Here is a 24,875-nt window from a genome sequence, read left to right on the forward strand (position 1 = left end):
ATTCAAAAAAAGGGTTGATGTTTTCACATCAACCCTTTGTCTATTTAGCAACTAGCAACTAGCAACTAGCAACTAGCAACTAGAAGCTATCAGTATTATTCGCGCTCGTGGATAGGCGAGAATTCACGTTGAACTTCACCTGTGTAAAGCTGACGAGGACGACCGATACGGTTAAGTGGGTCGCTGTGCATTTCGTTCCAGTGTGCAATCCAGCCAATCGTACGTGATAGAGCAAAGATTACCGTAAACATAGAAACTGGAATACCAATCGCTTTAAGAATGATACCTGAGTAGAAGTCTACGTTCGGGTATAGTTTCTTAGATACGAAGTATTCGTCAGAAAGGGCAATACGCTCAAGTTCCATTGCTACATCAAGCAGTGGATCTTGGATGTTTAGCTCTTTAAGCACTTCGTGACACGTTTCACGCATTACAGTCGCGCGTGGATCGTAGTTCTTGTAAACGCGGTGACCGAAGCCCATTAGGCGGAACGGGTCATCTTTATCTTTCGCGCGTGCAACATACTCAGGGATGTTGTCTACGCTACCGATCTCTTCAAGCATCTTCAGACACGCTTCGTTAGCACCGCCGTGAGCAGGGCCCCAAAGTGATGCGATACCAGCTGCAATACATGCAAACGGGTTAGCGCCTGAAGAACCAGCTAGACGTACAGTAGACGTCGATGCGTTCTGTTCGTGGTCTGCGTGTAGAGTAAAGATCTTGTCCATTGCGCGAGCAACAACAGGATTAACTTCATACTCTTCACATGGGTTAGCGAACATCATGTGTAGGAAGTTCTCTGCATAGCTCAGGTCATTACGTGGGTAAATGAACGGCTGACCAACTGAGTACTTGTAACACATTGCCGCAAGTGTTGGCATTTTTGACAATAGTCGGAATGCCGTGATCTCACGGTGTACGTCATTATTAATGTCGAGTGAATCGTGGTAGAACGCAGCTAATGCGCCAACAACACCACACATTACAGCCATTGGGTGAGCATCACGACGGAAGCCGTGGAAGAAGCTTGCGATTTGCTCATGGACCATAGTGTGACGAGTTACTGTTGTTTTGAACTGCTCGTATTGCTCACGTGTAGGGGCTTCACCATAAAGAAGGATGTAACACACTTCTAAATAATCAGCATTATTAGCTAGCTGATCAATCGGGTAACCGCGGTGCAAAAGAATACCTTTGCCGCCATCGATGTAGGTGATTTGAGATTCACAGGATGCAGTGGCAAGAAAACCTGGGTCAAAAGTGAAAAATCCGTTTGCTCCCAGTTTACGAACGTCAATCACTGGTGTGCCTAAAACACCTTCAGTAATTGGTAGCTCGATAGGCGCTTGACCTTCAACATGAAGGGTAGCTTTCTTATCTGCCATAACAATCTCCTTTGTTTATTATTTAATCCGTCCAGGATGTTTGTGTGACATTTTTGTACGTGTGTTCGTTATCAAAGTCAATTTTTCTCCTCTGATGTGTGCACTTGTTATGATTTTTTGAAGGTGTAACGTTAAAAATCTGGTCTGTGTAGCAAAAATTGTTACATCAATTGTATTAGAATGTTGCCAGCCGTATAGTGGCGCAGTAAATTTTGGTGGAAACCTTATAAATTCAAGGCTTGAAACAAATGTGAGGTGAAGTTTTAATCCTTGTTGTTAACAATTATTTTACAAAATACTCCGACAATTGTTGCAGTCAACTGTTAAATAAATGTTAACTTTTGTAGGTTTGCAATCAAAATTCGTTCATAACTATAAATGCTCAATGGAGCTGAGTGAGCAAGCCCGTGAAAGAAAGAAAGTCAAGACCTGTTAATTTAGATTTACAGACCATTCGCTTTCCGATCACTGCAATCGCATCTATCTTACACCGTGTCTCCGGTGTGATTACGTTTGTGGCTGTCGGAATTTTGCTGTGGTTATTATCCATTTCGCTATCCTCCCCAGTCGGTTATGCAGAGGCTGTTGATATTGTCGACGGTTTCTTTGTGAAGTTTATCTTATGGGGCATCTTAACGGCTTTGGCCTATCACATCGCTGGTGGTGTTCGTCACCTACTGATGGATATGGGTCATTTTGAAGAGCTGGAATCTGGTGCAATGAGCGCTAAGGTTGCATTCGCAGCTACAGCCGTTCTGTCTCTACTGGCGGGGGTAATGGTATGGTAAAACATATTTCATCTTTTGGTCGTAATGGTGTCCACGATTTCCTATTGATTCGTGCGACGGCGATCATCATGACACTTTATACTATTTATCTGGTTAGCTTCTGTGCTTTCACGGATATTTCTTACGTATCTTGGACTCAGTTCTTTGGTGGCACATTCACTAAAGTGTTCACGATGCTAGCGTTAGTTTCTGTTTTAATCCACGCATGGATTGGCTTGTGGCAAGTTCTTACTGACTACATCAAGTGCGCTAAGCTTCGTGGTGGCCTACAGTTAGGCATTATCGCTGTACTGTTTGGTTACTTCTTCTCTGGTCTATTTATTCTGTGGGGTGCGTAAGTGTCTATTCCAGTTCGCGAATTTGATGCCGTTGTAATCGGCGCTGGTGGTGCAGGCATGCGTGCTGCGCTACAAATTTCTGAGCAAGGCCTATCTTGTGCGTTGCTTTCTAAAGTTTTTCCTACTCGTTCTCACACTGTATCAGCACAGGGTGGTATCACGGTTGCGTTAGGTAACGCACATGAAGACCACTGGGAACAGCATATGTACGATACCGTTAAAGGTTCAGACTACATCGGTGACCAAAACGCTATCGAGTACATGTGTAAGAACGGTCCTGAATCCGTTATCGAACTAGAGAAAATGGGTCTACCTTTCTCTCGTTTTGACAACGGTACTATCTACCAACGTCCTTTTGGCGGCCAGTCGAAAAACTTTGGTGGCGAGCAGGCTGCTCGTACAGCAGCAGCCGCTGACCGTACAGGTCACGCGCTTCTACACACGCTTTACCAACAAAACATCAAACACAAAACAACGGTTTTCTCTGAGTGGTATGCACTTGACCTTGTTAAGAATGAAGATGGTGTTGTTCTAGGTTGTACAGCGCTATGTATGGAAACGGGTGAAGTTTGTTACTTCAAAGCTAAAGCGACCATCCTAGCTACGGGTGGTGCAGGTCGTATCTACGCATCAACAACTAACGCTCACATCAACACGGGTGATGGTGTTGGTATGGCACTACGTGCTGGCGTACCTATGCAAGATATGGAAATGTGGCAGTTCCACCCAACGGGTATCGCTGGCGCAGGTGTTCTTGTAACTGAAGGTTGTCGTGGTGAAGGTGGTTACCTTCTAAACAAAGATGGCGAGCGCTTTATGGAGCGTTATGCACCAAACGCGAAAGACCTTGCTGGTCGTGACGTTGTTGCTCGTTCAATGATGATCGAAATTCGTGAAGGCCGTGGTTGCGATGGTCCATGGGGTCCTCACATTAAACTGAAACTGGATCACCTAGGTAAAGAGACGTTAGAGTCACGTCTACCTGGTGTTTGTGAACTGTCTCGTACGTTTGCACACGTTGACCCAGTTAAAGAGCCAATTCCAGTAATCCCAACCTGTCACTACATGATGGGTGGTATCCCAACTCAGGTATCTGGTCAGGCAATCAAGCAAGATGAAAATGGCGCGGACGTTGAGGTTCAAGGTCTATTTGCTTGTGGTGAGATTGCATCTGTATCGGTTCACGGTGCTAACCGTCTAGGTGGTAACTCACTACTAGACTTAGTCGTATTTGGTCGTGCAACGGGTCTGCACCTAGGTGAAACTCTAGCGAAGCAAGCTGAAGCGAAACCAGCGACAGAAGCGGATATCGAACGTTCTCTAGAGCGTTACAACCGTTGGGAAAACAGCACTGAGGGTGAAGACCCAGCGCAAATCCGTAAAGATCTACAGAGATGTATGCAGAACAACTTCTCGGTATTCCGTGAAGGCGATGCTATGGCTAAAGGTCTAGAAGAGCTGAAAGTTATCCGTGAGCGTCTGAAGAACGCACACCTTGCTGACAAGTCAACTGAGTTCAACACGCAACGTATTGAGTGTCTTGAGCTAGAAAACTTGATGGAAACAGCTTACGCAACTGCTGTAGCGGCAAACTACCGTACAGAAAGCCGCGGTGCACACGCTCGTTTTGACTTCCCAGATCGTGATGATGAGCAGTGGCTATGTCACTCTATCTACAATCCAGAAACGGAAGGCATGAGCAAGCGTGACGTAAACATGGAACCGGTTCACCGTGAAGCGTTCCCACCGAAAGCTCGTACGTACTAAGGAAAGGAGAATAAGAATATGAAACTGAATTTCTCTTTGTACCGCTACAATCCGGACGTCGACCAAAAGCCATACATGAAAGACTACACACTTGAAGTGGAAGATGGTTCTGACATGATGCTACTGGATGCTTTAATCCTGCTGAAAGAGCAAGATCCAAGCATCTCATTCCGCCGTTCATGCCGTGAAGGCGTATGTGGTTCAGACGGTCTGAACATGAATGGTAAGAATGGTCTTGCGTGTATCACACCGCTATCTGCTCTCAAAGCAGACAAGATTGTGATTCGCCCACTACCAGGTCTGCCAGTGGTTCGAGATCTTATTGTTGACATGACGCAGTTCTACGATAACTATGCGAAAGTTAAGCCTTTCTTGATTGATGACGGTGCGTTACCGCCATCACGTGAGAATCTGCAAACACCTGACGAGCGTGCTCATCTAGATGGTCTGTACGAATGTATCATGTGTGCATGTTGTACAACTTCATGTCCGTCTTTCTGGTGGAACCCTGACAAATTTATTGGTCCAGCTGGTCTACTAGCCGCTTACCGTTGGTTAATTGATAGCCGCGATACAGCAACAGATGAACGTCTATCAAATCTTGATGACGCATTTAGCGTTTTCCGTTGCCACGGCATCATGAATTGTGTAAGTGTTTGTCCTAAAGGACTAAATCCGACGAAAGCTATCGGTCATATCAAAACGATGCTGGTTAATCGTTCGGTGTAATTAACAACAAATTGCCGACCTATCCTAGGTCGGCTCTTAATAGCTCGGCGTAGACCGAAGCAAACGTGAAAACTACTGGTTAAGGGAAAATATGCACAACGGCGTGATGAAGGCGTGGCTCGAGTCTTCACACTTGGCTGGCGCCAATGCAACGTATGTAGAGGACCTCTACGAACTGTATCTAAGTGATCCCGATCTGGTAAGTGAGGAGTGGAAACGTGTTTTTGATGGTTTACCTAAGCCATCAGAAGAGGTGGTCGAACAACCACACTCACGTGTCCGTGACTACTTCCGACGACTCGCTCAAGAAACGAAGCATTACAATGTCCAAGTTAGTGATCCTGATGTCGACGCTAAACAGGTAAAAGTACTTCAATTAATCAATGCTTATCGCTTTCGTGGTCACGAAGCGGCTCAGCTTGACCCTTTAGGTTTATGGCAACGTCCACCAGTGGCGGAGCTAGATCCTTCATTCCATAATCTTACACAAGATGATCTTGAAGAAACTTTCAACGTAGGTTCTTTTGCTATTGGCAAAGATACAATGAAGTTGAGAGACATCCACTCTTCGCTGAACAAAATCTACTGTGGTTCGGTTGGTGCTGAATACATGCACATGACTGACACTGAGCAAAAACGTTGGATCCAGCAACGTTTGGAATCAGTCGTTGGCCAACCAACGTTCAGCAAGGAAGAAAAACAAGAATTTCTTGAAGAGCTGACAGCAGCGGAAGGCTTGGAGCGTTACTTAGGAGCAAAATTCCCAGGTGCAAAACGTTTCTCGCTTGAAGGTGGTGATGCGCTAATCCCAATGACTAAAGAGTTAATTCGTCATGCCGGTAAGAGCGGTATGCGCGAAGTCGTTATTGGTATGGCTCACCGCGGACGTCTTAACATGCTGGTTAACGTTCTTGGTAAGAAACCACAAGACCTATTTGATGAGTTTGCGGGTAAGCATGGCGATTCATGGGGTACGGGTGACGTTAAATATCACCAAGGTTTCTCTGCTGACTTCGCAACACCAGGTGGCGATGTCCACTTAGCGCTAGCATTCAACCCGTCTCACCTTGAGATTGTTAACCCAGTAGTTATCGGTTCGGTTCGTGCTCGTCAGGATCGTTTAGGTGATACTGATGGTTCAACTGTGCTTCCTATCACCATTCATGGTGATTCAGCGATCGCAGGTCAGGGTGTTGTAGCTGAAACCTTCAACATGTCGCAAGCGCGCGGTTTCCGTGTTGGCGGTACGGTTCGTATCGTAGTTAATAACCAAGTTGGTTTCACTACGTCAAACCCGAACGATACCCGTTCGACTATGTACTGTACTGACATCGCTAAGATGGTTCAGGCGCCAATTTTCCACGTTAACGCTGATGATCCAGAAGCGGTGGCCTTCGTTACTCGTATCGCTCTTGATTACCGTAATGAATTTAAGCGCGATGTGGTGATTGACCTTGTTTGTTACCGTCGCCACGGTCACAACGAAGCTGATGAGCCAAATGCGACTCAGCCTTTGATGTATCAAAAGATCAAGAAACACCCAACGCCACGTAAGCTTTACGCAGACGTGTTGATTGAGCGCGGTGATTTCGGTATCGATACAGCGACTCAACTCGTTAATGAATATCGTGACGCTCTAGACCGCGGTGAAGTGGTTGTTAAAGAGTGGCGCCCGATGGCATTACACTCTGTTGACTGGTCGCCATATCTTGGACACGACTGGGACGTTGAGTGGAAAAACGAGTTTGACAAAGGTCGTCTGGTCGAGCTTGGTCAACGTATTTGTCAGTACCCAGAAAGCCATAAGCTACAGAGCCGCGTTAACAAGCTATACAATGACCGTACAGCAATGTTAAGTGGTGAGAAGGCAATTGACTGGGGTATGGCAGAAACACTTGCCTACGCCACTTTGCTTGATGACGGTAAGCGTATTCGTATCTCAGGTCAGGATTCTGGTCGCGGTACTTTCTTCCACCGTCACTCGGTACTGCATAACCAAAACGATGCTAGTACGTTTATCCCGCTTGCTAACATCCATGATAAGCAAGGTCCGTTCGAGGTCTTCGACTCAGTTCTATCTGAAGAAGCAGTACTTGCGTTTGAGTACGGCTATGCGACGGCTGAACCTGGCGGCTTAACTATTTGGGAAGCGCAATTTGGTGATTTTGCCAACGGTGCACAAGTTGTTATCGACCAGTTCATCTCATCTGGTGAGCAGAAGTGGGCGCGTCTATGTGGCCTAACCATGCTACTACCACACGGTTATGAAGGTCAGGGTCCTGAGCACTCGTCTGCTCGTTTAGAACGTTACCTTCAGTTATGTGCTGAACAAAACATGCAAGTTGTTGTTCCTTCAACTCCGGCTCAGGTTTACCACATGATTCGTCGCCAGGTTGTAAGACCGATGCGTCGTCCACTTGTGGTGATGTCTCCAAAATCTCTGCTTCGTCATCCGCTATGTACTTCAACCATTGAAGAATTAGCAGAAGGCACATTCCAAGCAGCGATTGGTGAGATTGATGACCTAGAAGCTGCGAAGGTGAAACGCGTTGTTTTCTGTTCTGGTAAAGTTTACTTCGATCTGCTCGAGCAGCGTCGTAACAATGAACAGGATGACGTGGCGATTGTTCGTATTGAACAGCTATACCCATTCCCATTGGATGAGGTTAAGGCTGTCATTGAGCAATACACCAATGTAGAAGATTTTGTTTGGTGTCAGGAAGAGCCTCAAAACCAAGGCGCTTGGTACTGTAGCCAACACAACTTCCGTGCTGCCATCCCAGCAGGTGCAGATCTTAAGTACGCTGGTCGTCCAGCATCAGCATCACCTGCAGTAGGTTACATGTCAGTACACTTGAAACAACAGAAAGCGTTGGTTGAAGACGCACTTAACGTGAATACAAAAACTTCGGATTAAGAGCTAGAAGTTAAAGGAAGAAACAGATATGACAATTGAAATTCTGGTTCCAGATTTACCTGAATCTGTCGCTGATGCAACAGTGGCAACATGGCACAAACAACCAGGCGACTTAGTTGCGCGTGATGAAGTACTGGTTGATATCGAGACAGACAAAGTAGTACTTGAAGTACCAGCTCCTGAAGCGGGTATTCTGGAAGCCATTATTGAAGAAGAAGGCGCAACAGTACTTTCTAAGCAGTTGATTGCTCGTATTAAACCTGGTGCGGTAGCGGGTGAACCGACTACGGACACGACTGAAGAGTCAGAAGCGTCTCCAGATAAGCGTCATAAAGCGTCTCTAACTGAAGAGAGCAACGATGCACTAAGCCCAGCAGTTCGTCGTCTTCTTGCTGAACACGGCCTAGAAGCTAGCCAAGTCAAAGGCACTGGCGTAGGTGGTCGTATCACTCGTGAAGATATTGAAGCACATCTTGCGAACGCTAAAGCGGCACCAAAAGCAGACGCTCCTGCTGTTGAAGCGCCAGCGGCTGCTCGTAGCCAGAAGCGTGTGCCAATGACGCGTTTACGTAAGACAGTAGCTAACCGTCTTCTAGAAGCGAAAAACAGCACAGCAATGCTAACGACGTTCAACGAAGTAAACATGAAACCAATCATGGATCTTCGTAAGCAATACAAAGACCAGTTCGAAGAGCGTCACGGTATTCGTTTAGGCTTTATGTCTTTCTACGTGAAAGCGGTGACAGAAGCACTGAAACGTTACCCTGAAGTCAACGCGTCGATTGATGGCGATGATATCGTTTACCACAACTACTTCGACATCAGCATGGCGGTATCTACGCCACGCGGTCTAGTGACTCCAGTTCTAAAAGATTGTGACACACTAGGCTTCGCTGATATTGAAAAAGGTATCAAAGATCTCGCAATCAAAGGCCGTGATGGAAAACTGACGGTTGAAGACTTGATGGGTGGCAACTTCACTATCACTAACGGTGGTGTATTTGGCTCACTGATGTCTACGCCAATCATCAACCCGCCACAATCAGCGATTCTTGGTATGCACAAGATTCAAGATCGCCCAATGGCAGTTGATGGCAAAGTAGAAATTCTGCCGATGATGTACCTTGCGCTGTCTTACGATCACCGTTTAATCGATGGTCGTGAATCAGTGGGCTTCCTAGTGACGATTAAAGAGTTGCTAGAAGATCCAGCACGTCTGCTATTAGACGTTTAATATCGCCAAAACGTCTAGTCAGTCATTCTGGCTAGGCGTGCGATAGTTTTAAAGGCTAGACTAGCTCAACTGTCTGGCCTTCATTTGAATCGTTAAGCTATTAGAAAATAGATCGCGGTTGATTTGAGAAGACCCTACAGACGAGTGCTAAAACGGCGCCGTTATGGAAATAATAAAATAAACGGAATATCAAAATGAATTTGCATGAATACCAAGCCAAACAGCTGTTTGCAGAATTCGGTTTGCCTGTACCGGAAGGTTACGCGTGTGATACACCACAAGAAGCTTTTGAAGCTGCGGGTCGTATCTCTACTGAGAAGAAAGTAGTCAAATGTCAGGTTCACGCAGGTGGACGTGGTAAAGCGGGTGGCGTAGAGCTACACGATACGAAAGACGGCGTTAAAGAGTTCGCACAAAAGTGGCTAGGTAAAAACCTAGTGACTTACCAAACAGACGCGAATGGCCAGCCTGTAACAAAAATCCTAGTTGAAGAAGCATCAAACATTGCTAACGAACTTTACCTAGGTGCGGTTGTTGACCGTGCAACTCGTAAAGTTGTATTCATGGCTTCAACTGAAGGTGGTGTTGAAATCGAGAAAGTTGCAGAAGAAACGCCAGAGTTGATTCATAAAGCAGCTATCGATCCACTAGTAGGCCCTCAAGCTTACCAAGGCCGTGAGCTAGCATTCAAGCTAGGTCTTGAAGGCGACCAAATCAAGCAGTTTGTTAAGATCTTCATGGGTCTTGGCAACATGTTCTCTCAGTACGACCTAGCTCTACTTGAGATCAACCCTCTTGTGATTACTAGCGAAGGCAACCTGCTGTGTCTAGACGGTAAGATCAACATTGACTCTAACGCAATGTACCGTCAGCCTAAGCTACGTGAAATGCACGATCCTTCGCAAGAAGATGAGCGCGAAGCGCACGCAGCTCAGTGGGAACTGAACTACGTAGCACTAGACGGTAACGTTGGCTGTATGGTTAACGGTGCTGGCCTAGCAATGGGTACGATGGATATCGTAAACCTGCACGGTGGTAAGCCAGCTAACTTCCTAGATGTAGGTGGTGGCGCGACAAAAGAGCGTGTAGCAGAAGCATTCAAGATCATCCTTTCTGATGACAATGTTAAAGCAGTACTCGTTAACATCTTCGGCGGTATCGTACGTTGTGACATGATCGCTGAAGGTATTATTGGTGCGGTTAAAGAGGTAGGTGTAAACGTACCTGTTGTTGTTCGTCTAGAAGGTACTAACGCAGACTTAGGTCGCGAAGTTCTTGCTAATTCTGATGTTGATATCATTGCAGCTGAGTCTCTAACTGACGCAGCTCAGAAAGTTGTTGCTGCTGCGGAGGGCAAATAATGTCTGTACTAATTAATAAAGACACGAAAGTAATCTGTCAGGGTTTCACTGGTGGTCAAGGTACTTTCCACTCTGAGCAAGCTATCGCATACGGTACACAAATGGTTGGTGGTGTCTCTCCTGGTAAAGGCGGTCAAACACACCTAGGTCTTCCTGTATTCAACACAGTACGTGAAGCAGTAGAAGCAACTGGCGCAACAGCAACAGTTATCTACGTACCAGCACCTTTCTGTAAAGATGCAATCCTTGAAGCGATTGATGCAGGCATCGAGCTAATCGTAACGATCACTGAAGGTATCCCTACAACAGATATGATCGACGTGAAAGTGAAGCTAGAAGAAACTGGCGTTCGCATGATCGGTCCTAACTGTCCGGGTCTTATCACTCCTGACGAGTGTAAGATCGGTATCATGCCTGGTCACATCCACAAGAAAGGTAAAGTAGGTATCGTATCTCGTTCAGGTACACTAACTTACGAAGCAGTTAAGCAAACGACTGACGAAGGTTTTGGCCAGTCTACTTGTGTAGGTATTGGTGGTGACCCAATCCCAGGTTCAAACTTCATTGATATTCTGAAGCTGTTCCAAGAAGATCCTGAAACTGAAGCTATCGTAATGATCGGTGAAATCGGTGGTACGGCTGAAGAAGAAGCGGCAGCGTTCATTAAAGAGAACGTGACTAAGCCAGTCGTTTCTTACATCGCGGGTGTTACTGCTCCTCCAGGCAAGCGTATGGGCCATGCTGGTGCGATCATCTCTGGTGGTAAAGGTACTGCGGAAGATAAGTTCGCTGCACTAGAAGCTGCGGGCGTTAAGACTGTTAAGTCTCTTGCTGATATCGGCAAAGGTCTACGTGAAGTAACTGGCTGGTAATTCAACCGTTGATACTAAAAGGCTTGGCAATGCGCCAAGCCTTTTTTGTTTTTGTCTAAGGGAGAAGTTCACCGTTCCCATCGCTGTCAAATCAAACAGGCCAGTGATATCTACTTAGATATCGAACTTCTTCTCTAGTGCGATAAGTCTTTCTGTTAAGTTCGCGACTTGCGCTTCGAGTTGATCTATTCGCTCCATTTCAGAACCTGAGCTTTGAGCGGCGACTTCTACCTTGGGTACGTGGTTTGCGCTTTTCCAGCTTTTGATTGTTGTGATCAACGCTGGCATGGGTACAGTCGTGCTCAATCTAGCCTTCACCAGAGCAACCGTTGGCTCTTTCCCTTCTGATTGTAACTGTTCAAGGATACTTCTTAGCTCTTGGCTAACGTCTTGAGTAAGCATAAAACCTCCGTTGTGCTGATAAGGGTAATAATACTGGTCCTATGATTTATTGACTAATGGAAAATTAAGAAAAGTCGTGTGAGAGATATCTTACAAGTGTTGTGAGACAATCTGTGTTTTAAACGGGCGGATAGATAGATTTTTGGTGTTAAGTTATTGATAGTAATGATGTTGGTGTTTTTGTAATCAAAAGAATCGAAAATTATTTTCTAGAGATGGATTGTACCTAAATGCGAATAGGGTAAATTAGAACCTGTCGGTAGGATGCTGACTCGGAACAGGAAAACCAAGGATTGGAGTCTTCAGGACGAAGAATGGTTGACTAGGATAGTTGATCAGGCATGGAGCGAAAGGACATTGTATGGATGCGTTCACTAGCTAGGATGGTTGGTGACTAAGGAAAGACAATGGACACCTCGAGGATGAGGTCAGGACAGTATCAGGATGATACTAAGGACACCGCTCAAGGAACAAGTGAAGTGAGCTGACGAGGATGTTAGCTATCAGGATGATTAGGACACCGCTAGGACGGCGAAGTTAGGACAATACTGAAGGATTCAGTAACTATTATGGAAGATGCATGGAGCAACTTTTGTAGCCGGACTGCTGCGAGTAAGACTATAGCCCCGATACTAACGTGTCGGGGCTTTTCTTAGATCTCACCTTTAGAAAAACTCAAACAACAACGTGCCAAAAAACGTTCTAGATCAATAAAGATTGCCATCAGTTGGTTTAACTTCTCGGCTTTGTTTTAAAAGACAATTATTGCTGCTTACAAGGATGTGTCATGACGATAGTGACTCGCCGATCGTTATTGGTCCCTTATAACGACTCTCTACAATCTGAATTTTTGATGCTCAACTGTTGTGCCATTAACCGTGCTCAGATGAATGGAGCACAGACGGTATCTTCTGCTAAAAAGCAGTTTGAGAAAGTACTCAGTGATCGCACCATATTTGCGATGGCAGTGCTTGATAGTCACACAAGGGAGTACATGGGACACGTGTTTATTTCTGATTTAGACACGTTACCTGAGCTTGGTTATATCTTTGACAAAGAGTACTGGGGTAAGGGTATTGCCAGTGAAGTGGTGCAGGCTTTCTTTTCCAAAGCAGTAAGAGATTTGAACTTAGAGCGAGTTATCGCTACCGCTAATGTCGATCATGAGGCGTCGATTCGAATCCTGAAGAAACTTGGTTTCGTATTTAATGCCCACAAACAAGATACGTTTGGTCCTTATGATGAGTTTGTCTTTACATCCGATGTGGCGGCAACTCCACCTTTGCTAGTTGGAAACCTTGCATAACGATGTGGCCTTGATAGCAGTCATCACCAAGCGACGAAAATTCGAACTGATAAACTGAATGCCAACGCCAGACACCGTCTGGCGTTTTTAGTTTGTGACCTTTAAGCGCCACGCTCAGCAACTGCAAATCGAGCTCTTTACATTTTCGAGAGGCGATACTTTTCGCTAGCTCTGCCTGCCGTCTTTGTTGCCAAAAAATCAGACATACAATGGCAAGTGCGAGGATGGCGAACAGGTCATGAATCATAATTACGCCTTAGTGGCTTGCTGTAGGTTAATCAGTGCTTTTGCCAACTCTTCTGATGGGCTGGAGTGAAGCAAAGGAAGCAGTACCATACGCAGCTCAGGGAGCATAACCAAATCGGCAAATAGCTGGTTAAACAGTGTCTGGTTTCCAGTCTGTGCGAGGCGCAGTAGGAATTGTTCTGCGATGTCGGCTTCTCTTAACCAGTGCCAGCATCGTCCCGCGACACCAATCAGTACCTCTTGATGGCTCAAACGCGCACTTGAAAGAATCTGACCAATGATAGGTTGAGCAATGGCATCCTCTGCTCCGGACAAGGCTCTCGTGAGCGCGGATAGCAAGAAGAGATCTGGATCGTGACTGTCAATCTGTGTCTGAGCCATTTCGGCAAGGTTTTGTGCAAGTTTTGTTGGTAACTCGGTATGCTCAAGCGCACCTAGTAAGGCATAGAGAGGTTCGGAGGGCAGATGTTTTAGTGCCTTACGGACATTGACGCCATTTTGTTCCTGACCAAGTCGCGCACAGATATCGGTCACCCCTTGTAAACCAACCGTGTGCCATTTATCCCATTCCAACCCGCCTGCAAAGTATAATTGCGCATGTTCGTAGTACTGGCTGCAAGGTAAATTCATCGCCGCGCGAACTTGGCTATGAAAGACCGCCATTTTGTCTTCCGCCGGCTTAAAGGTATAGGGATTGTTTGCCAGTTTGTCTTGTTGCTCTTCACTTAGCTCTTGGCTAAGACGCGTGCCCATTGCTTCGATGACATACTTAATGAAGTTACCAATATCTGCTTGTTTAAGTAAGCCACGTTCATCTAATTCAAATTTTAGAAACCAAATCCAAGGCTGCTGCTCTTGATTCCAGTAAGCGATAGCGATGTGTGCCTTACGCTGCATTGGATAGGGATAGGCAAGCTGGCCTTTTTCTGCGTCAGCAAAGACCTTTGCGTCGATCTGTTTAATACGACGTCCAAGATCAAAGACTTGATATTGGCAATCACTGTCGGTAAGGAGTTGAGTGAGAGTATGAATGGTTTCCATTGAAGCAATTGTCCTAACTTTATTTACTCTATAAATGGTATTCTATTGCCAATTTTCAAGGTTCCAAACAAAGATTAATGACAAAAGTGAAACAATTGACCGAGCTTATCGACGACTTAGAGTTGTCGATGCAACAACTTGGTCAGTGGCAAGCGACGCCCCCAAGCAAACAGGCACTGAGTAGTCAGCAGCCGTTTGCTATTGACACCTTAACGCCAAGCGAGTGGTTGCAATGGATCTTCATTGCCCGAATCCGTTTGCTGATAGAACAAAATCAGCCACTACCGAGCGGATTTTCAATTGCGCCTTACTTCGAGGAGTGCTGGAAAGAACAGCCGCAATTCACACCGTTAGTTACAATTATTCAAAAGTTAGATGAGGAATGCCGCTAGTGCTGGAGATCGTATATCAAGACGAGTATTTCGTTGCCGTCAACAAACCTGCTGGTATGTTGGTTCATCGCAGCTGGCTGGATAAGCACGAAACTCAATTTGTCATGCAAACATTGCGTGACCAAATTGGTCAGCATGTCTTTCCACTTCATCGATTAGATAGACCCACATCAGGGGTGCTTATTTTTGCGTTATCAAGTGAGGTTGCGTCTCAAGTGATGCCGATGTTTGCGAACCACGAGATGGAAAAAACCTATCATGCGATTGTTCGCGGTTGGATCATGGAATCCGGTCGTCTCGACTATGCACTTAAGGTAGAGTTGGACAAAATTGCAGATAAGCACGCTAGCCAAGATAAAGAAGCACAAGAAGCGATCACTGACTATCAACCACTGGCTCAAGTCGAAATACCCTATTCCACGGGGAGCTTTCCTACCAATCGTTACTGCTTAATGGAGATGAAGCCACTGACTGGACGAAAACACCAGCTCAGACGCCATATGGCTCATCTACGCCATCCAATCGTTGGTGATACGACACATGGTGACGGTAAACACAACAAGTTGTTTAGAGAAGTGTACGACTCGCATCGACTATTGCTTCACGCTTCTTCCCTTAAGTTTGTTCATCCATTTACTCAGCGAGAAATTATTATTGAAGCGGGGTTAGATGAAACATGGCAAAAACTGTGTGCTGAGTTTGGCTGGTCAGCGCCTTAAACTGATCACGTTGAGATTGACCATCCAACATAAAAAAAGCTCGTCATAATGGTAATGACGAGCTGGGTCTAGCCGTGTTGACTAGCAAAGGAGGCACTTGCCATGAGCTAGCAAGCATTCTGAATTTAATGCAGCTGGCGAGATTTGCTTGTAGTCAAATTCCGAAATAATCGGGCGTCGTAATCAAGTGGAATAAGTCTCACAATTCTCCCCACGCTTCAGTGGCGGATTTTTCATTGAACCCGCAGGTCACACATCGCCACTTGGTTGACTAAGAGGTATGACATGGGTTGCAGCAAAAATAGCAGCCGTTGACTTTGATGTTACTGAATTGGCTTTTGGCATGGGCAACCGCGCTTACGCATGAAGAGTGTATTCCCAAATTAATTTGGTTCTCCGGGTTTGGCATATAAGTGCACCCAGTTGTCATGTTGTGGACTTCATAGTCGCCATTGGACTGAGGCTGTTTGTTGAGAACATATTTGAAATTCATAACTTTTCCTCTTTAACACTCTAATTAACCAGAGAAAGGGTGCCAATTTGAGGAGGGATTGGCAAATCGGACGCTACATATTGGAATTGCATCCCCAATTGCTAGTGTGGAGTTTGATAATTGCGAGCGTATATCTGATTTCCATCGATTCACGAACTTATCGAATCAAAAAAGCCCTCACGATTGAGGGCTTTCTATTGGTCTAGTGGTTGAGACTATTTTTCCATGTAAGCGCGAATGGCTTTCTCAATACCTTGGCTGTCTAACCCCAGTTCTTGGTGTAGCTCTTCTTGGGTGCCCTGATGAATGAACTGATCGGGTAAACCAAGATTGAGTACCGGTTTGATCAGCTTTTCTTGCATCATAAATTCAACGACACCTGAACCCGCACCGCCAGCGATGGCGTTTTCTTCGATGGTTACGATGATGTCGTGTTCAGCGGCAAGCTGTTTAATCAACTCTTCATCAAGTGGTTTGACAAAGCGCATATCCGCTACCGTGGCATTGAGTGCTTGTGCGGCCTCAAGTGCATTGCCTAAGAAGGTACCGAAGCTGAGGATAGCGATTTTCTCACCTTGACGAACTAGGCGGCCTTTACCGATTTCTAATGCAGTAAACTGTTTCTCAATGTCAACGCCCATGCCTGTACCACGAGGGTAACGGACAGCCGACGGGCCAGTATGTTGGTGGCCAGTGTAGAGCATTTGACGGCATTCGTTCTCATCGCTCGGCGCCATGATGACCATATTCGGGATACAGCGCATAAAGCTCAGGTCAAAGGCACCTTGGTGAGTTTGACCGTCCGCACCAACCAGCCCTGCACGGTCTATCGCAAACATTACCGGCAAATCCATGATGGCAACATCGTGAATGAGCTGATCGTAGCCGCGCTGCAAGAAGGTAGAATAAATCGCCACAATAGGGTGATCGCCAGCAATTGCCATACCTGTAGCTAAGGTCACGGCATGTTGCTCAGCAATCGCAACATCGAAGTATTGGTCAGGATACTCTTTAGAGAAGCGAACCATCCCAGAACCTTCACGCATAGCGGGAGTGATCGCCATAAGCTTAGGATCTTGAGCTGCCATATCACACAGGAAGTCACCGAAAATCTTCGAGTAACTTGGCAATCCACCGCTGCTTTTTGGCAGCGAGTTGTGGCTTGGGTCGAACTTAGGCACGCCGTGATAGCCAATCGGATCTTTTTCTGCTGGCTCGTAGCCTTTGCCTTTTTTAGTCATGATATGTAAAAACTGCGGACCTTTTAGTTCACGCATGTTTTTGAGAGTTTTGACCAACTCATTTACATCATGGCCATCGACAGGGCCGATGTAGTTAAAACCTAATTCTTCAAAGAGAGTGCCTGGTACCACCATGCCTTTAAGATGTTCTTCAGTACGACGAACCAACTCTTTAATCGGGGGGACACCTGACAGGACTTTTTTACCGCCTTCACGGATAGAGGTGTACAAGCTTCCTGATAGTACTTGAGCTAAATGATTGTTCAGAGCACCAACGTTCTCAGAAATCGACATTTCATTGTCGTTTAAGATCACCAGCATATCAGGGTGGACATCACCCGCATGGTTCATGGCTTCAAATGCCATGCCCGCGGTGATAGCACCATCGCCGATCACACTAACGACTTTGCGGTTTTTGCCTTCTTTACCCGCGCTGATAGCCATACCAAGGCCAGCACTGATCGATGTTGAAGAGTGGCCGACTGATAGGGTGTCGTACTCGCTCTCTTCACGCCATGGGAAGGGGTGCAAACCATCTTTTTGGCGAATCGTTGGCATTTGGTCGCGACGACCCGTTAGGATTTTATGCGGGTACGCTTGGTGACCAACATCCCACACCAATTGATCAAAAGGTGTGTTGTAGACGTAGTGAAGCGCCACAGTCAGTTCAACTGTGCCTAGACCAGAAGCGAGGTGGCCGCTGGATTGACTTACTGAATTAAGTAAGTAAGTGCGTAATTCATCACACAGCTTTGGCAGCACTTCCTTAGGAAGGCTGCGCAGCTCATCAGGAGTATCTGCTAGAGCCAGTGTCGGATATTTCGAAATATCAAGAGTCATATAAATGCGCGCTTATAGTGTTAGTTCTTGCGCTCGATGACGTATCGGGCGAACTCTTCGAGTAACTCTGTATTGTATGGGATTGCGTCCAAAGCTTGAAGAGCTTCATTTAACAGAGTGTGAGCTTTGTTTATAGCTCCGTCCAATCCTAGCAAAGCGGGATAGGTACTTTTGTTTAATTGTTGGTCAGAACCTTGTGGTTTACCCAAGGTTTCAGTATCACTAATGATATCTAGAATGTCATCTTGGACTTGGAAAGCGAGACCAATAGCATCGGCATATTGATCTAGAAGCGGCAGGACTTGCGCTCCTTTTTCACCTGCGGCTAAGGCGCCTAAACGAATGGCTGATTTCATTAACGCCCCCGTTTTGTTGCGGTGAATCTCTTCCAATTCTTCGAGCGTTACGCTGCGGTTTTCTGCGGCTAAGTCTAGGGCTTGGCCCATACACATACCATTGGCACCGGAAGCATCGGCAAGCACTTTAACCATCTTAATACGTTGGCTTTCTGCATGCGGAGCCAGAGGGCCTTCTGCGAGGATGGTAAACGCAAGGGTTTGCAGCGCATCACCCGTCAAGATAGCGGTCGCTTCGTCAAATTTGATGTGGCAGGTTGGTTGACCACGACGCAGTTCATCGTCATCCATGGCCGGTAAGTCATCATGAATTAACGAGTAAGCATGGATGCACTCAACAGCGGAAGCGGGAGTGTCTAAGTCGTCAAGTTCGCATCCGAGCATCTGGCCGGTAATATAGACCAAAAACGGACGTGCGCGTTTGCCACCAAGCAATAAGCCATAACGCATCGCCTCGATAAGAGGTAGGTTTTGATGAGGCAATGACTTGAGCCAGTTTTCTAACTGGGCATTGTTTCGTTGTTGTAGTGAGGATAGTGCCTCTTGCATAACAGACATCTTCTCGTTCAATTACTCTGGTAGAGCATCGAAATCACTCAGTGGCGATTCGTCATCGTTTTGTAACAAGATACTGACACGTTGTTCAGCATCACTGAGTTTGGCTTGGCCTGCGCGAGCAAGCGTAATACCACGCTCAAAGTTCTTGAGTGCATCGTCTAATGCTAAATCACCATTTTCGAGGTTTTCTACAATCGCATCGAGCTCTTCAATCGTCGCTTCGAAGGTCATGTTTTCCGGTTTTTTGCTCGCCATAACTTTTCTACACAGGTAAAGATGCTCGAAAGTTACCTTAGCCATTAATGATGGTCAAATTTAACCGAGTAAATTTGTTAGAAAAATGGAGTTAAAGCGTTCATTTCATGTACCCAAGTAAATAATAGGGTTAAAGTCCTAGTACTCAGAATGGGGTAAGCATCTATATTTATGTGAATGCGGTATCAATAAAATACTAAAGATCTGAAGATGTTGCCGATATAATTTGTTAGAAGCTCAAAGATAGCATGAGGAGTGCTCTGTGGATTTAGCAACGCTGATAGGACTGATTGGCGGTTTGGCTTTCGTTGTCATGGCGATGATACTCGGCGGAAGCATCATGATGTTCGTCGATGTCACATCAATACTTATCGTGGTGGGTGGTTCTACCTTCGTGGTGTTGATGAAGTTCACTATGGGGCAGTTTTTTGGTGCCGCCAAGATCGCCGGCAAAGCCTTTATGTTCAAAGCTGATGAGCCTGAAGATTTGATCGCTAAAGTGGTTGAAATGGCTGACGCAGCGCGTAAAGGTGGATTTCTCGCCCTTGAGGAGATGGAGATCAGTAACAGCTTTATGCAAAAAGGCATCGACTTGCTCGTCGATGGTCACGATGCTGATGTTGTTCGTGCCGCGCTGCAAAAAGACATCGCGCTGACTGATGAGCGACATGATTTTGGTTCGAGTGTTTTCAGAGCATTCGGTGACGTTGCGCCTGCGATGGGGATGATCGGTACACTGGTTGGTCTGGTTGCGATGCTGTCAAACATGGACGATCCTAAAGCGATCGGTCCTGCAATGGCGGTTGCGCTTTTGACAACCTTGTACGGTGCGATCTTGTCTAACATGTTGTTTTTTCCTATTGCTGACAAACTTTCTCTGCGCCGTGAGCAAGAAAAATTGAATCGTCGTCTGATTATGGATGGCGTCTTAGCAATCCAAGATGGCCAAAACCCTCGAGTGATAGATAGTTATCTGAAAAACTACCTCAATGAAGGTAAACGTGCTCTTGACGTAGATAACGAGTAAGGACGCAGTTATGGATGATGATAACGACTGCAAATGTCCGCCGCCCGGCCTCCCGCTTTGGATGGGAACATTTGCAGACTTGATGTCACTATTGATGTGTTTCTTCGTACTGCTTCTTTCGTTTTCGGAGATGGACGTACTGAAGTTCAAACAGATCGCTGGTTCGATGAAGTTTGCATTTGGTGTCCAAAACCGTCTTGAAGTGAAAGATATCCCTAAAGGTACCAGTATCATTGCGCAAGAGTTTAGGCCAGGTCGCCCTGAGCCAACGCCGATTGATGTGATCATGCAGCAAACTATCGATATTACTCAGCAAACTCTCGAATTTCATGAGGGCGAGTCAGATCGAGCGGGCGGGACACAAAGAGACAAAGGGTCATTGACGGGTGGCCAGTCACCGGATACCGCCACGCAGAACAATCAGAATTCAGAGTCAGACAATGAACAGCAGCAATCTGCTGAAATGTCGCAAGAACTTGAAACCTTGATGGAAAGCATCAAAAAAGCCCTTGAGCGAGAGATTGAGCAAGGGGCGATTGAAGTCGAAAATCTCGGTCAACAGATTGATATCCGTATTCGTGAAAAAGGAGCCTTCCCTGAAGGTTCGGCCTTCTTACAACCCAAGTTCCGTCCTTTGGTTCGTCAGATTGCCGACTTGGTAAAAGATATCCCTGGCGTGGTTCGTGTCTCAGGGCATACAGACAACCAACGTATTGACTCTGAACTGTATCGGTCTAATTGGGATCTATCTGCACAACGTGCGGTCTCTGTTGCACAGGAGATGGAGAAGGTGCGCGGGTTTAATCACCAACGACTGCGAGTTCGTGGTATGGCAGACACCGAGCCTCTCGGCCCGAACGATACTGAGGCTCAACGTTCACGTAACAGGCGGGTTGAAATCAGTATTATGCAAGGTGAACCGCTCCAAAGCGATGAAGTTCCAGCCTTGCAGTAAGGCAAAATATAAAGACGAGCAAAACGCTCGTCTTTTTTATGGGCATTGCTTCATGTATAATCTTGCGCCCTTAGAGGCAGCACATAGCGAAAGACCGCTGCTACGCTCTATAGAGCATTAAATTAGCGAAACAGTTAACTTGTGAAGTGAATTATGAAATTTATCGTAAAGCCCCATCCAGAAATTTTTGTAAAAAGTGAGTCTGTGCGTAAGCGCTTCACAAAGATTCTTGAATGCAACATTCGTAACATCATCAAGAGTCGTACAGAGTCTGTTGCTGTCTTTAATCGCCGTGACCACATCGAGGTGACGTCTGAATCATCAGAGTTCTATAAAGAGACTCTAGAAGTCCTGACGCAAACACCAGGTATTCACCATGTACTGGAAGTTCAGCAGTCAGAGTTCAACGATCTGCATGACATCTACGAACAGGTGCTAGAACTGAATCGTCCACTTATTGAAGGTAAAACCTTTGTGGTACGTGCTAAGCGCCGTGGTAAACATGACTTTACGTCAATTGAGCTAGAGCGTTACGTTGGTGGTGGTCTGAACCAAGCGGTAGAAAGTGCGAGTGTTCGTCTACGCAACCCAGACGTGACCGTGAAACTTGAAGTCGCTAACGAAAAGCTAAACCAAGTTATCGCTCGCTATAAAGGTCTTGGTGGCTTCCCTCTGGGGACACAAGAAGATGTTCTTAGCTTGATTTCTGGTGGCTTTGATTCGGGCGTCTCTAGCTACCTGCACATCAAACGTGGTTCTAAAGTACATTACTGTTTCTTTAACCTAGGTGGTCCTGCGCACGAAATTGGCGTTAAGCAAGTTGCTTACTACCTATGGAACAAATACGGTTCATCGGCAAAAGTTCGTTTTATTTCCGTCGACTTTGAGCCGGTTGTGGGTGAGATCTTAGAGAAAGTGGATGACGGCCAAATGGGCGTTGTTCTTAAGCGTATGTTTATGCGTGCTGCGGGTATGGTGGCAGAGAAGTTTAAGATTGAAGCGTTGGTGACTGGTGAGGCACTCGGTCAGGTTTCAAGCCAAACACTGACCAACCTACGTCATATTGATAATGTGACTGATACGCTAATCCTACGTCCGCTTATCAACTGGGATAAAGAAGACATCATTAACCTAGCTCGTGATATCGGCACTGAAGACTTCGCTAAAACAATGCCAGAGTACTGTGGTGTGATTTCTAAGAAGCCAACGGTTAAAGCGATTAAAGCGAAACTGGACGCTGAAGAAGAGAAATTCGATTTCGATATCCTTGAGCAAGTTGTTCGTGACGCGAGAGTGATGGATATTCGTGATATTGCTAAAGAGACAGAAAAAGCGGCCCCTGAAGTTGAGCAAGTTCAAGCAATTGAAGAGCACGCGATTGTACTTGATATTCGTAGCCCTGAAGAGGAAGACGATAACCCGTTAGAAATTGACGGTGTAGAGGTTAAGCACATTCCATTCTTCAAACTAGGCACTCAGTTTGGTGATCTAGACCAGTCGAAGACTTACCTGCTGTACTGTGACCGTGGCGTAATGAGCCGTCTACAGGCCCTTTACCTACAAGAGCAGGGCTTCCACAACGTGAAGGTTTACCGCCCTTAATCTCGGTAAATTGAAGGTTATTAAAAAGCGCAAATCGTTCATTCGATTTGCGCTTTTTTATTCATGAGCTTTGCTATTGGCACTCAGCCTCTGATTGAGGAGAAAAAGAGCGCCGATAAGTGTCAAGCAACATCACAATGAAATATCGACGCGTCGATTTTGAGTTCGTCCTTCTGCGGTTTGGTTACTAGCAACAGGCTGAGTTTCACCTTTAGATTCAACTTTTACCTGTTCAACACTATGTTGCGCGAGATAGTTTTGGACTTCTTTGGCACGTCGAATCCCGAGCTCAAAGTTATACGTTTCGCTGCCCGCGCTGTCTGTATGGCCAGTCAAGGTAAACTCACTATCTGAAACCGACGCAATATCAATAATTCGTTGCAGTATCTTCTTAGATGCTGGAGTGACATTTGCCTGGTCAAAGTCAAAATGAACACGTGCCAACAGGTCTCCCTGCTTATGGCTTTCAACCCGACCATTGGTGACTAAAAACTCGGCACAGTTTTGGCCTAAGCCAAGCTTTTTCGCTAGGGTCTCGACAATGTAATCGATCTCAAGTGTGGACGTTTCATGCTGTTTTAACAGGTAGTTACCGCTATTCGGTGTCAATGAAATCGGCTCACCGACAGATATCTGAGTCGCAACTAAGCCGTTTTGTGAACCACAGATCTGTTCAAATGTGGTTTGACTGCCAGCACTCAGCGCACCAAAGCTGATCATCATGGAAGAAAGTGCGAGTAAGTTTGTTGTTTTGGTTATCATGATAGGTGACCAATTTCCTCAGAAATAAGGTTTAAAATTATGTCCAGAAGCTCATCTGGGTTAGCTGCGTCGTAAACATTCTCAGTGCCGATACATTCGGTAAGAGGGTTTCTGTTTACGTTGTAGTCAAACCCAATTAAGGCAAATTGAAACGTAACAGGACGGTTATCGGCTGTTCTTTGGCTATTCAATGTAGCTTTGATGTTTTCACACAACCCTGCGTCCACTAACGCCTCGGTGGGAACTGGCGAGTAGCGACTAAGAGGGCCATTATTCCCATTGGTATCATCACCATCTGACAGTATGACCATTAATTGGCGTGGGTTGGGGGTATCAAGTTGGTTAAATAACTGAGCGGCCTTAATAATCCCTTGATAAGAGGCGGTTGCTCCGCCTGGTCTGAATGATTGCATATCGTCTCTTAGTCGACGGAAAGAGTCTGTAAAAGGGACGTTTTTGTAGCTTAAGTAGTAGTCTCTATAATCCTCAAAGTTACAGACCATATTGGCGTCTAGTGAACGGTCTACACGCCAATTATTGACCGTTCTTCTAGCGTCTACATAGACCCTGTCTCGGCTGTTTTTCTGGTAGTAGAGGTAATCTACGAATCTTATCGGCTGGCGGTAAGGCCAACTAGGGCAGCGTCGACCATCATCAGGTCTCGCGGTAAATTCTGCGTAAGGTACAAGAGCGACTTTATTATTAATCTCTTGGATCCCCTGATACTCTTCTAGTTCATCAAGGACATCGTTAATGATATCGCGTACATGTTTGTATTTGGGTTTCCCTTGCCAACGATCATTCATAGATCCCGAATAATCCATAACGAAGGCGATATCAATGCTGTCACCCTGATATTTTCTAGCAGTACTGGTGTGGGTTACATCATAGGCTCCTTTAAAACCTACAAAGTCATTACCAACAGGGACCCATGGGTCTTGTTTTATTAATACATCAATATCATATTGAGCATAACGGCTCGCACCTTCGCACTCGCGTCCATCTGATACACGGCATTCCGTACGTAATACTTTGGGAATAGAGATGTCCGCATCTGGTAAATAGGCGTCAATATAGTCTTTCGCGAGCGCTTTATTCTGGGTGAGATTAGTGCTGTTCTTGGCTGCTAAAGCCAAGGCAGCGGCTTCAGTTGCATCTCCCAAACGTGCTTTGGTCTGAATCGCTCTAGAGCCGTCAATCGCTATCGTAAAGAATCCCCACATTGCAGGAATGATCAAAGCGAACAATATCGCAGCGTGCCCCTGCTGTTTTTTAATTGAGTGTTTCAT

Annotated in this window: 23 protein-coding genes; 14 read left to right on the top strand and 9 right to left on the bottom strand. The window is 45.9% G+C overall.

Going from position 1 to position 24,875, the window contains the following annotated elements; genetic code table 11:
- Positions 1-95 precede the first annotated feature (95 nt).
- Positions 96-1,385: a citrate synthase gene (locus ACQEXP_RS14850; protein WP_269378199.1), complete on the bottom strand. Its 1,290-nt coding sequence runs from the start codon at positions 1,383-1,385 to the stop codon at positions 96-98.
- A 395-nt stretch (positions 1,386-1,780) separates the two neighbouring features.
- Here ACQEXP_RS14850 and sdhC point away from each other — a divergent pair, with 395 nt between their 5' ends.
- The 8 genes from sdhC (at position 1,781) to sucD (ending at position 11,391) form a co-directional block, all read left to right on the top strand.
- Positions 1,781-2,173, top strand: coding sequence for a succinate dehydrogenase cytochrome b556 subunit (sdhC, locus tag ACQEXP_RS14855; protein WP_006881303.1), 393 nt, complete (start codon positions 1,781-1,783; stop codon positions 2,171-2,173).
- Positions 2,167-2,511, top strand: a complete 345-nt coding sequence (gene sdhD / locus ACQEXP_RS14860; RefSeq protein ID WP_269378201.1) for a succinate dehydrogenase, hydrophobic membrane anchor protein — start codon at positions 2,167-2,169, stop codon at positions 2,509-2,511. Before sdhC ends, sdhD begins: the two co-directional genes overlap by 7 nt.
- Positions 2,512-4,278 (top strand): succinate dehydrogenase flavoprotein subunit, encoded by a 1,767-nt coding sequence (sdhA, locus tag ACQEXP_RS14865; protein WP_426970695.1) that lies wholly within the window; start codon positions 2,512-2,514, stop codon positions 4,276-4,278.
- Between the two features lie 18 nt (positions 4,279-4,296).
- Entirely contained in the window at positions 4,297-5,007 is a 711-nt protein-coding gene (locus ACQEXP_RS14870) for a succinate dehydrogenase iron-sulfur subunit (protein ID WP_138971789.1), read from the top strand.
- A 91-nt stretch (positions 5,008-5,098) separates the two neighbouring features.
- Positions 5,099-7,924, top strand: coding sequence for a 2-oxoglutarate dehydrogenase E1 component (sucA, locus tag ACQEXP_RS14875; protein WP_269378203.1), 2,826 nt, complete (start codon positions 5,099-5,101; stop codon positions 7,922-7,924).
- 28 nt (positions 7,925-7,952) lie between these two features.
- Positions 7,953-9,158 (top strand): 2-oxoglutarate dehydrogenase complex dihydrolipoyllysine-residue succinyltransferase, encoded by a 1,206-nt coding sequence (odhB, locus tag ACQEXP_RS14880; protein WP_426970696.1) that lies wholly within the window; start codon positions 7,953-7,955, stop codon positions 9,156-9,158.
- A gap of 194 nt (positions 9,159-9,352) precedes the next feature.
- On the top strand, positions 9,353-10,519 hold the full coding sequence (gene sucC, locus ACQEXP_RS14885; protein ID WP_138971792.1) for an ADP-forming succinate--CoA ligase subunit beta: 1,167 nt from the start codon (positions 9,353-9,355) through the stop codon (positions 10,517-10,519).
- Positions 10,519-11,391, top strand: coding sequence for a succinate--CoA ligase subunit alpha (gene sucD / locus ACQEXP_RS14890; RefSeq protein ID WP_006881309.1), 873 nt, complete (start codon positions 10,519-10,521; stop codon positions 11,389-11,391). Before sucC ends, sucD begins: the two co-directional genes overlap by 1 nt.
- Before the next feature lie 114 nt (positions 11,392-11,505).
- Here sucD and ACQEXP_RS14895 read toward each other — a convergent pair whose 3' ends face one another.
- A complete protein-coding gene (locus tag ACQEXP_RS14895) occupies positions 11,506-11,793 on the bottom strand; it encodes a hypothetical protein (protein ID WP_426970698.1) in 288 nt (95 codons plus the stop codon).
- 787 nt (positions 11,794-12,580) lie between these two features.
- Between ACQEXP_RS14895 and ACQEXP_RS14900 the strand changes: the two genes are divergently transcribed.
- Entirely contained in the window at positions 12,581-13,099 is a 519-nt protein-coding gene (locus ACQEXP_RS14900; protein WP_426970699.1) for a GNAT family N-acetyltransferase, read from the top strand.
- Here the strand turns inward: ACQEXP_RS14900 and ACQEXP_RS14905 are convergent.
- Together ACQEXP_RS14905 and ACQEXP_RS14910 are read right to left on the bottom strand one after the other, a co-directional pair.
- Positions 13,047-13,346: a DUF3301 domain-containing protein gene (locus tag ACQEXP_RS14905; protein WP_269378212.1), complete on the bottom strand. Its 300-nt coding sequence runs from the start codon at positions 13,344-13,346 to the stop codon at positions 13,047-13,049. The two genes, ACQEXP_RS14900 and ACQEXP_RS14905, sit on opposite strands and share 53 nt — an antisense overlap.
- Before the next feature lie 2 nt (positions 13,347-13,348).
- Positions 13,349-14,386, bottom strand: coding sequence for a DUF3549 family protein (locus tag ACQEXP_RS14910; RefSeq protein ID WP_426970702.1), 1,038 nt, complete (start codon positions 14,384-14,386; stop codon positions 13,349-13,351).
- Between the two features lie 77 nt (positions 14,387-14,463).
- Between ACQEXP_RS14910 and ACQEXP_RS14915 the strand changes: the two genes are divergently transcribed.
- Together ACQEXP_RS14915 and truC are read left to right on the top strand one after the other, a co-directional pair.
- Positions 14,464-14,778, top strand: coding sequence for a YqcC family protein (locus tag ACQEXP_RS14915; RefSeq protein ID WP_269378215.1), 315 nt, complete (start codon positions 14,464-14,466; stop codon positions 14,776-14,778).
- Positions 14,769-15,497 carry a tRNA pseudouridine(65) synthase TruC gene (gene truC / locus ACQEXP_RS14920; RefSeq protein WP_426970704.1) on the top strand — a complete coding sequence of 243 codons (729 nt, stop codon included), beginning with the start codon at positions 14,769-14,771 and terminating at the stop codon, positions 15,495-15,497. The genes ACQEXP_RS14915 and truC overlap by 10 nt, the downstream gene beginning before the upstream one ends.
- 708 nt (positions 15,498-16,205) lie before the next feature.
- On the opposite strand, the gene dxs is transcribed toward truC, so the two are convergent.
- The 3 genes from dxs to xseB are packed head-to-tail and all read right to left on the bottom strand — an operon-like array spanning position 16,206 to position 19,240.
- Positions 16,206-18,071, bottom strand: a complete 1,866-nt coding sequence (dxs, locus tag ACQEXP_RS14925) for a 1-deoxy-D-xylulose-5-phosphate synthase (RefSeq protein ID WP_269378217.1) — start codon at positions 18,069-18,071, stop codon at positions 16,206-16,208.
- Between the two features lie 20 nt (positions 18,072-18,091).
- Positions 18,092-18,976, bottom strand: a complete 885-nt coding sequence (ispA, locus tag ACQEXP_RS14930; RefSeq protein WP_269378232.1) for a (2E,6E)-farnesyl diphosphate synthase — start codon at positions 18,974-18,976, stop codon at positions 18,092-18,094.
- A 21-nt stretch (positions 18,977-18,997) separates the two neighbouring features.
- Complete coding sequence (gene xseB, locus ACQEXP_RS14935; RefSeq protein ID WP_138971801.1) at positions 18,998-19,240, bottom strand: exodeoxyribonuclease VII small subunit; 243 nt, start codon at positions 19,238-19,240, stop codon at positions 18,998-19,000.
- Between the two features lie 262 nt (positions 19,241-19,502).
- Here xseB and pomA point away from each other — a divergent pair, with 262 nt between their 5' ends.
- The 3 genes from pomA to thiI all read left to right on the top strand — a co-directional run bounded on the left by pomA (position 19,503) and on the right by thiI (position 22,824).
- Positions 19,503-20,267, top strand: a complete 765-nt coding sequence (gene pomA / locus ACQEXP_RS14940; protein ID WP_138971802.1) for a flagellar motor protein PomA — start codon at positions 19,503-19,505, stop codon at positions 20,265-20,267.
- Between the two features lie 10 nt (positions 20,268-20,277).
- On the top strand, positions 20,278-21,222 hold the full coding sequence (locus tag ACQEXP_RS14945; RefSeq protein ID WP_269378219.1) for a flagellar motor protein MotB: 945 nt from the start codon (positions 20,278-20,280) through the stop codon (positions 21,220-21,222).
- 153 nt (positions 21,223-21,375) lie between these two features.
- Entirely contained in the window at positions 21,376-22,824 is a 1,449-nt protein-coding gene (gene thiI, locus ACQEXP_RS14950) for a tRNA uracil 4-sulfurtransferase ThiI (RefSeq protein ID WP_426970707.1), read from the top strand.
- 132 nt (positions 22,825-22,956) lie between these two features.
- On the opposite strand, the gene ACQEXP_RS14955 is transcribed toward thiI, so the two are convergent.
- On the bottom strand, positions 22,957-23,586 hold the full coding sequence (locus tag ACQEXP_RS14955; protein ID WP_426970708.1) for an OmpA family protein: 630 nt from the start codon (positions 23,584-23,586) through the stop codon (positions 22,957-22,959).
- Positions 23,583-24,875: a vWA domain-containing protein gene (locus tag ACQEXP_RS14960; protein WP_426970710.1), complete on the bottom strand. Its 1,293-nt coding sequence runs from the start codon at positions 24,873-24,875 to the stop codon at positions 23,583-23,585. Before ACQEXP_RS14960 ends, ACQEXP_RS14955 begins: the two co-directional genes overlap by 4 nt.

It is taken from the genome of Vibrio sp. TRT 1302, assembly GCF_050113875.1.
Classification (GTDB): Bacteria; Pseudomonadota; Gammaproteobacteria; order Enterobacterales; family Vibrionaceae; genus Vibrio.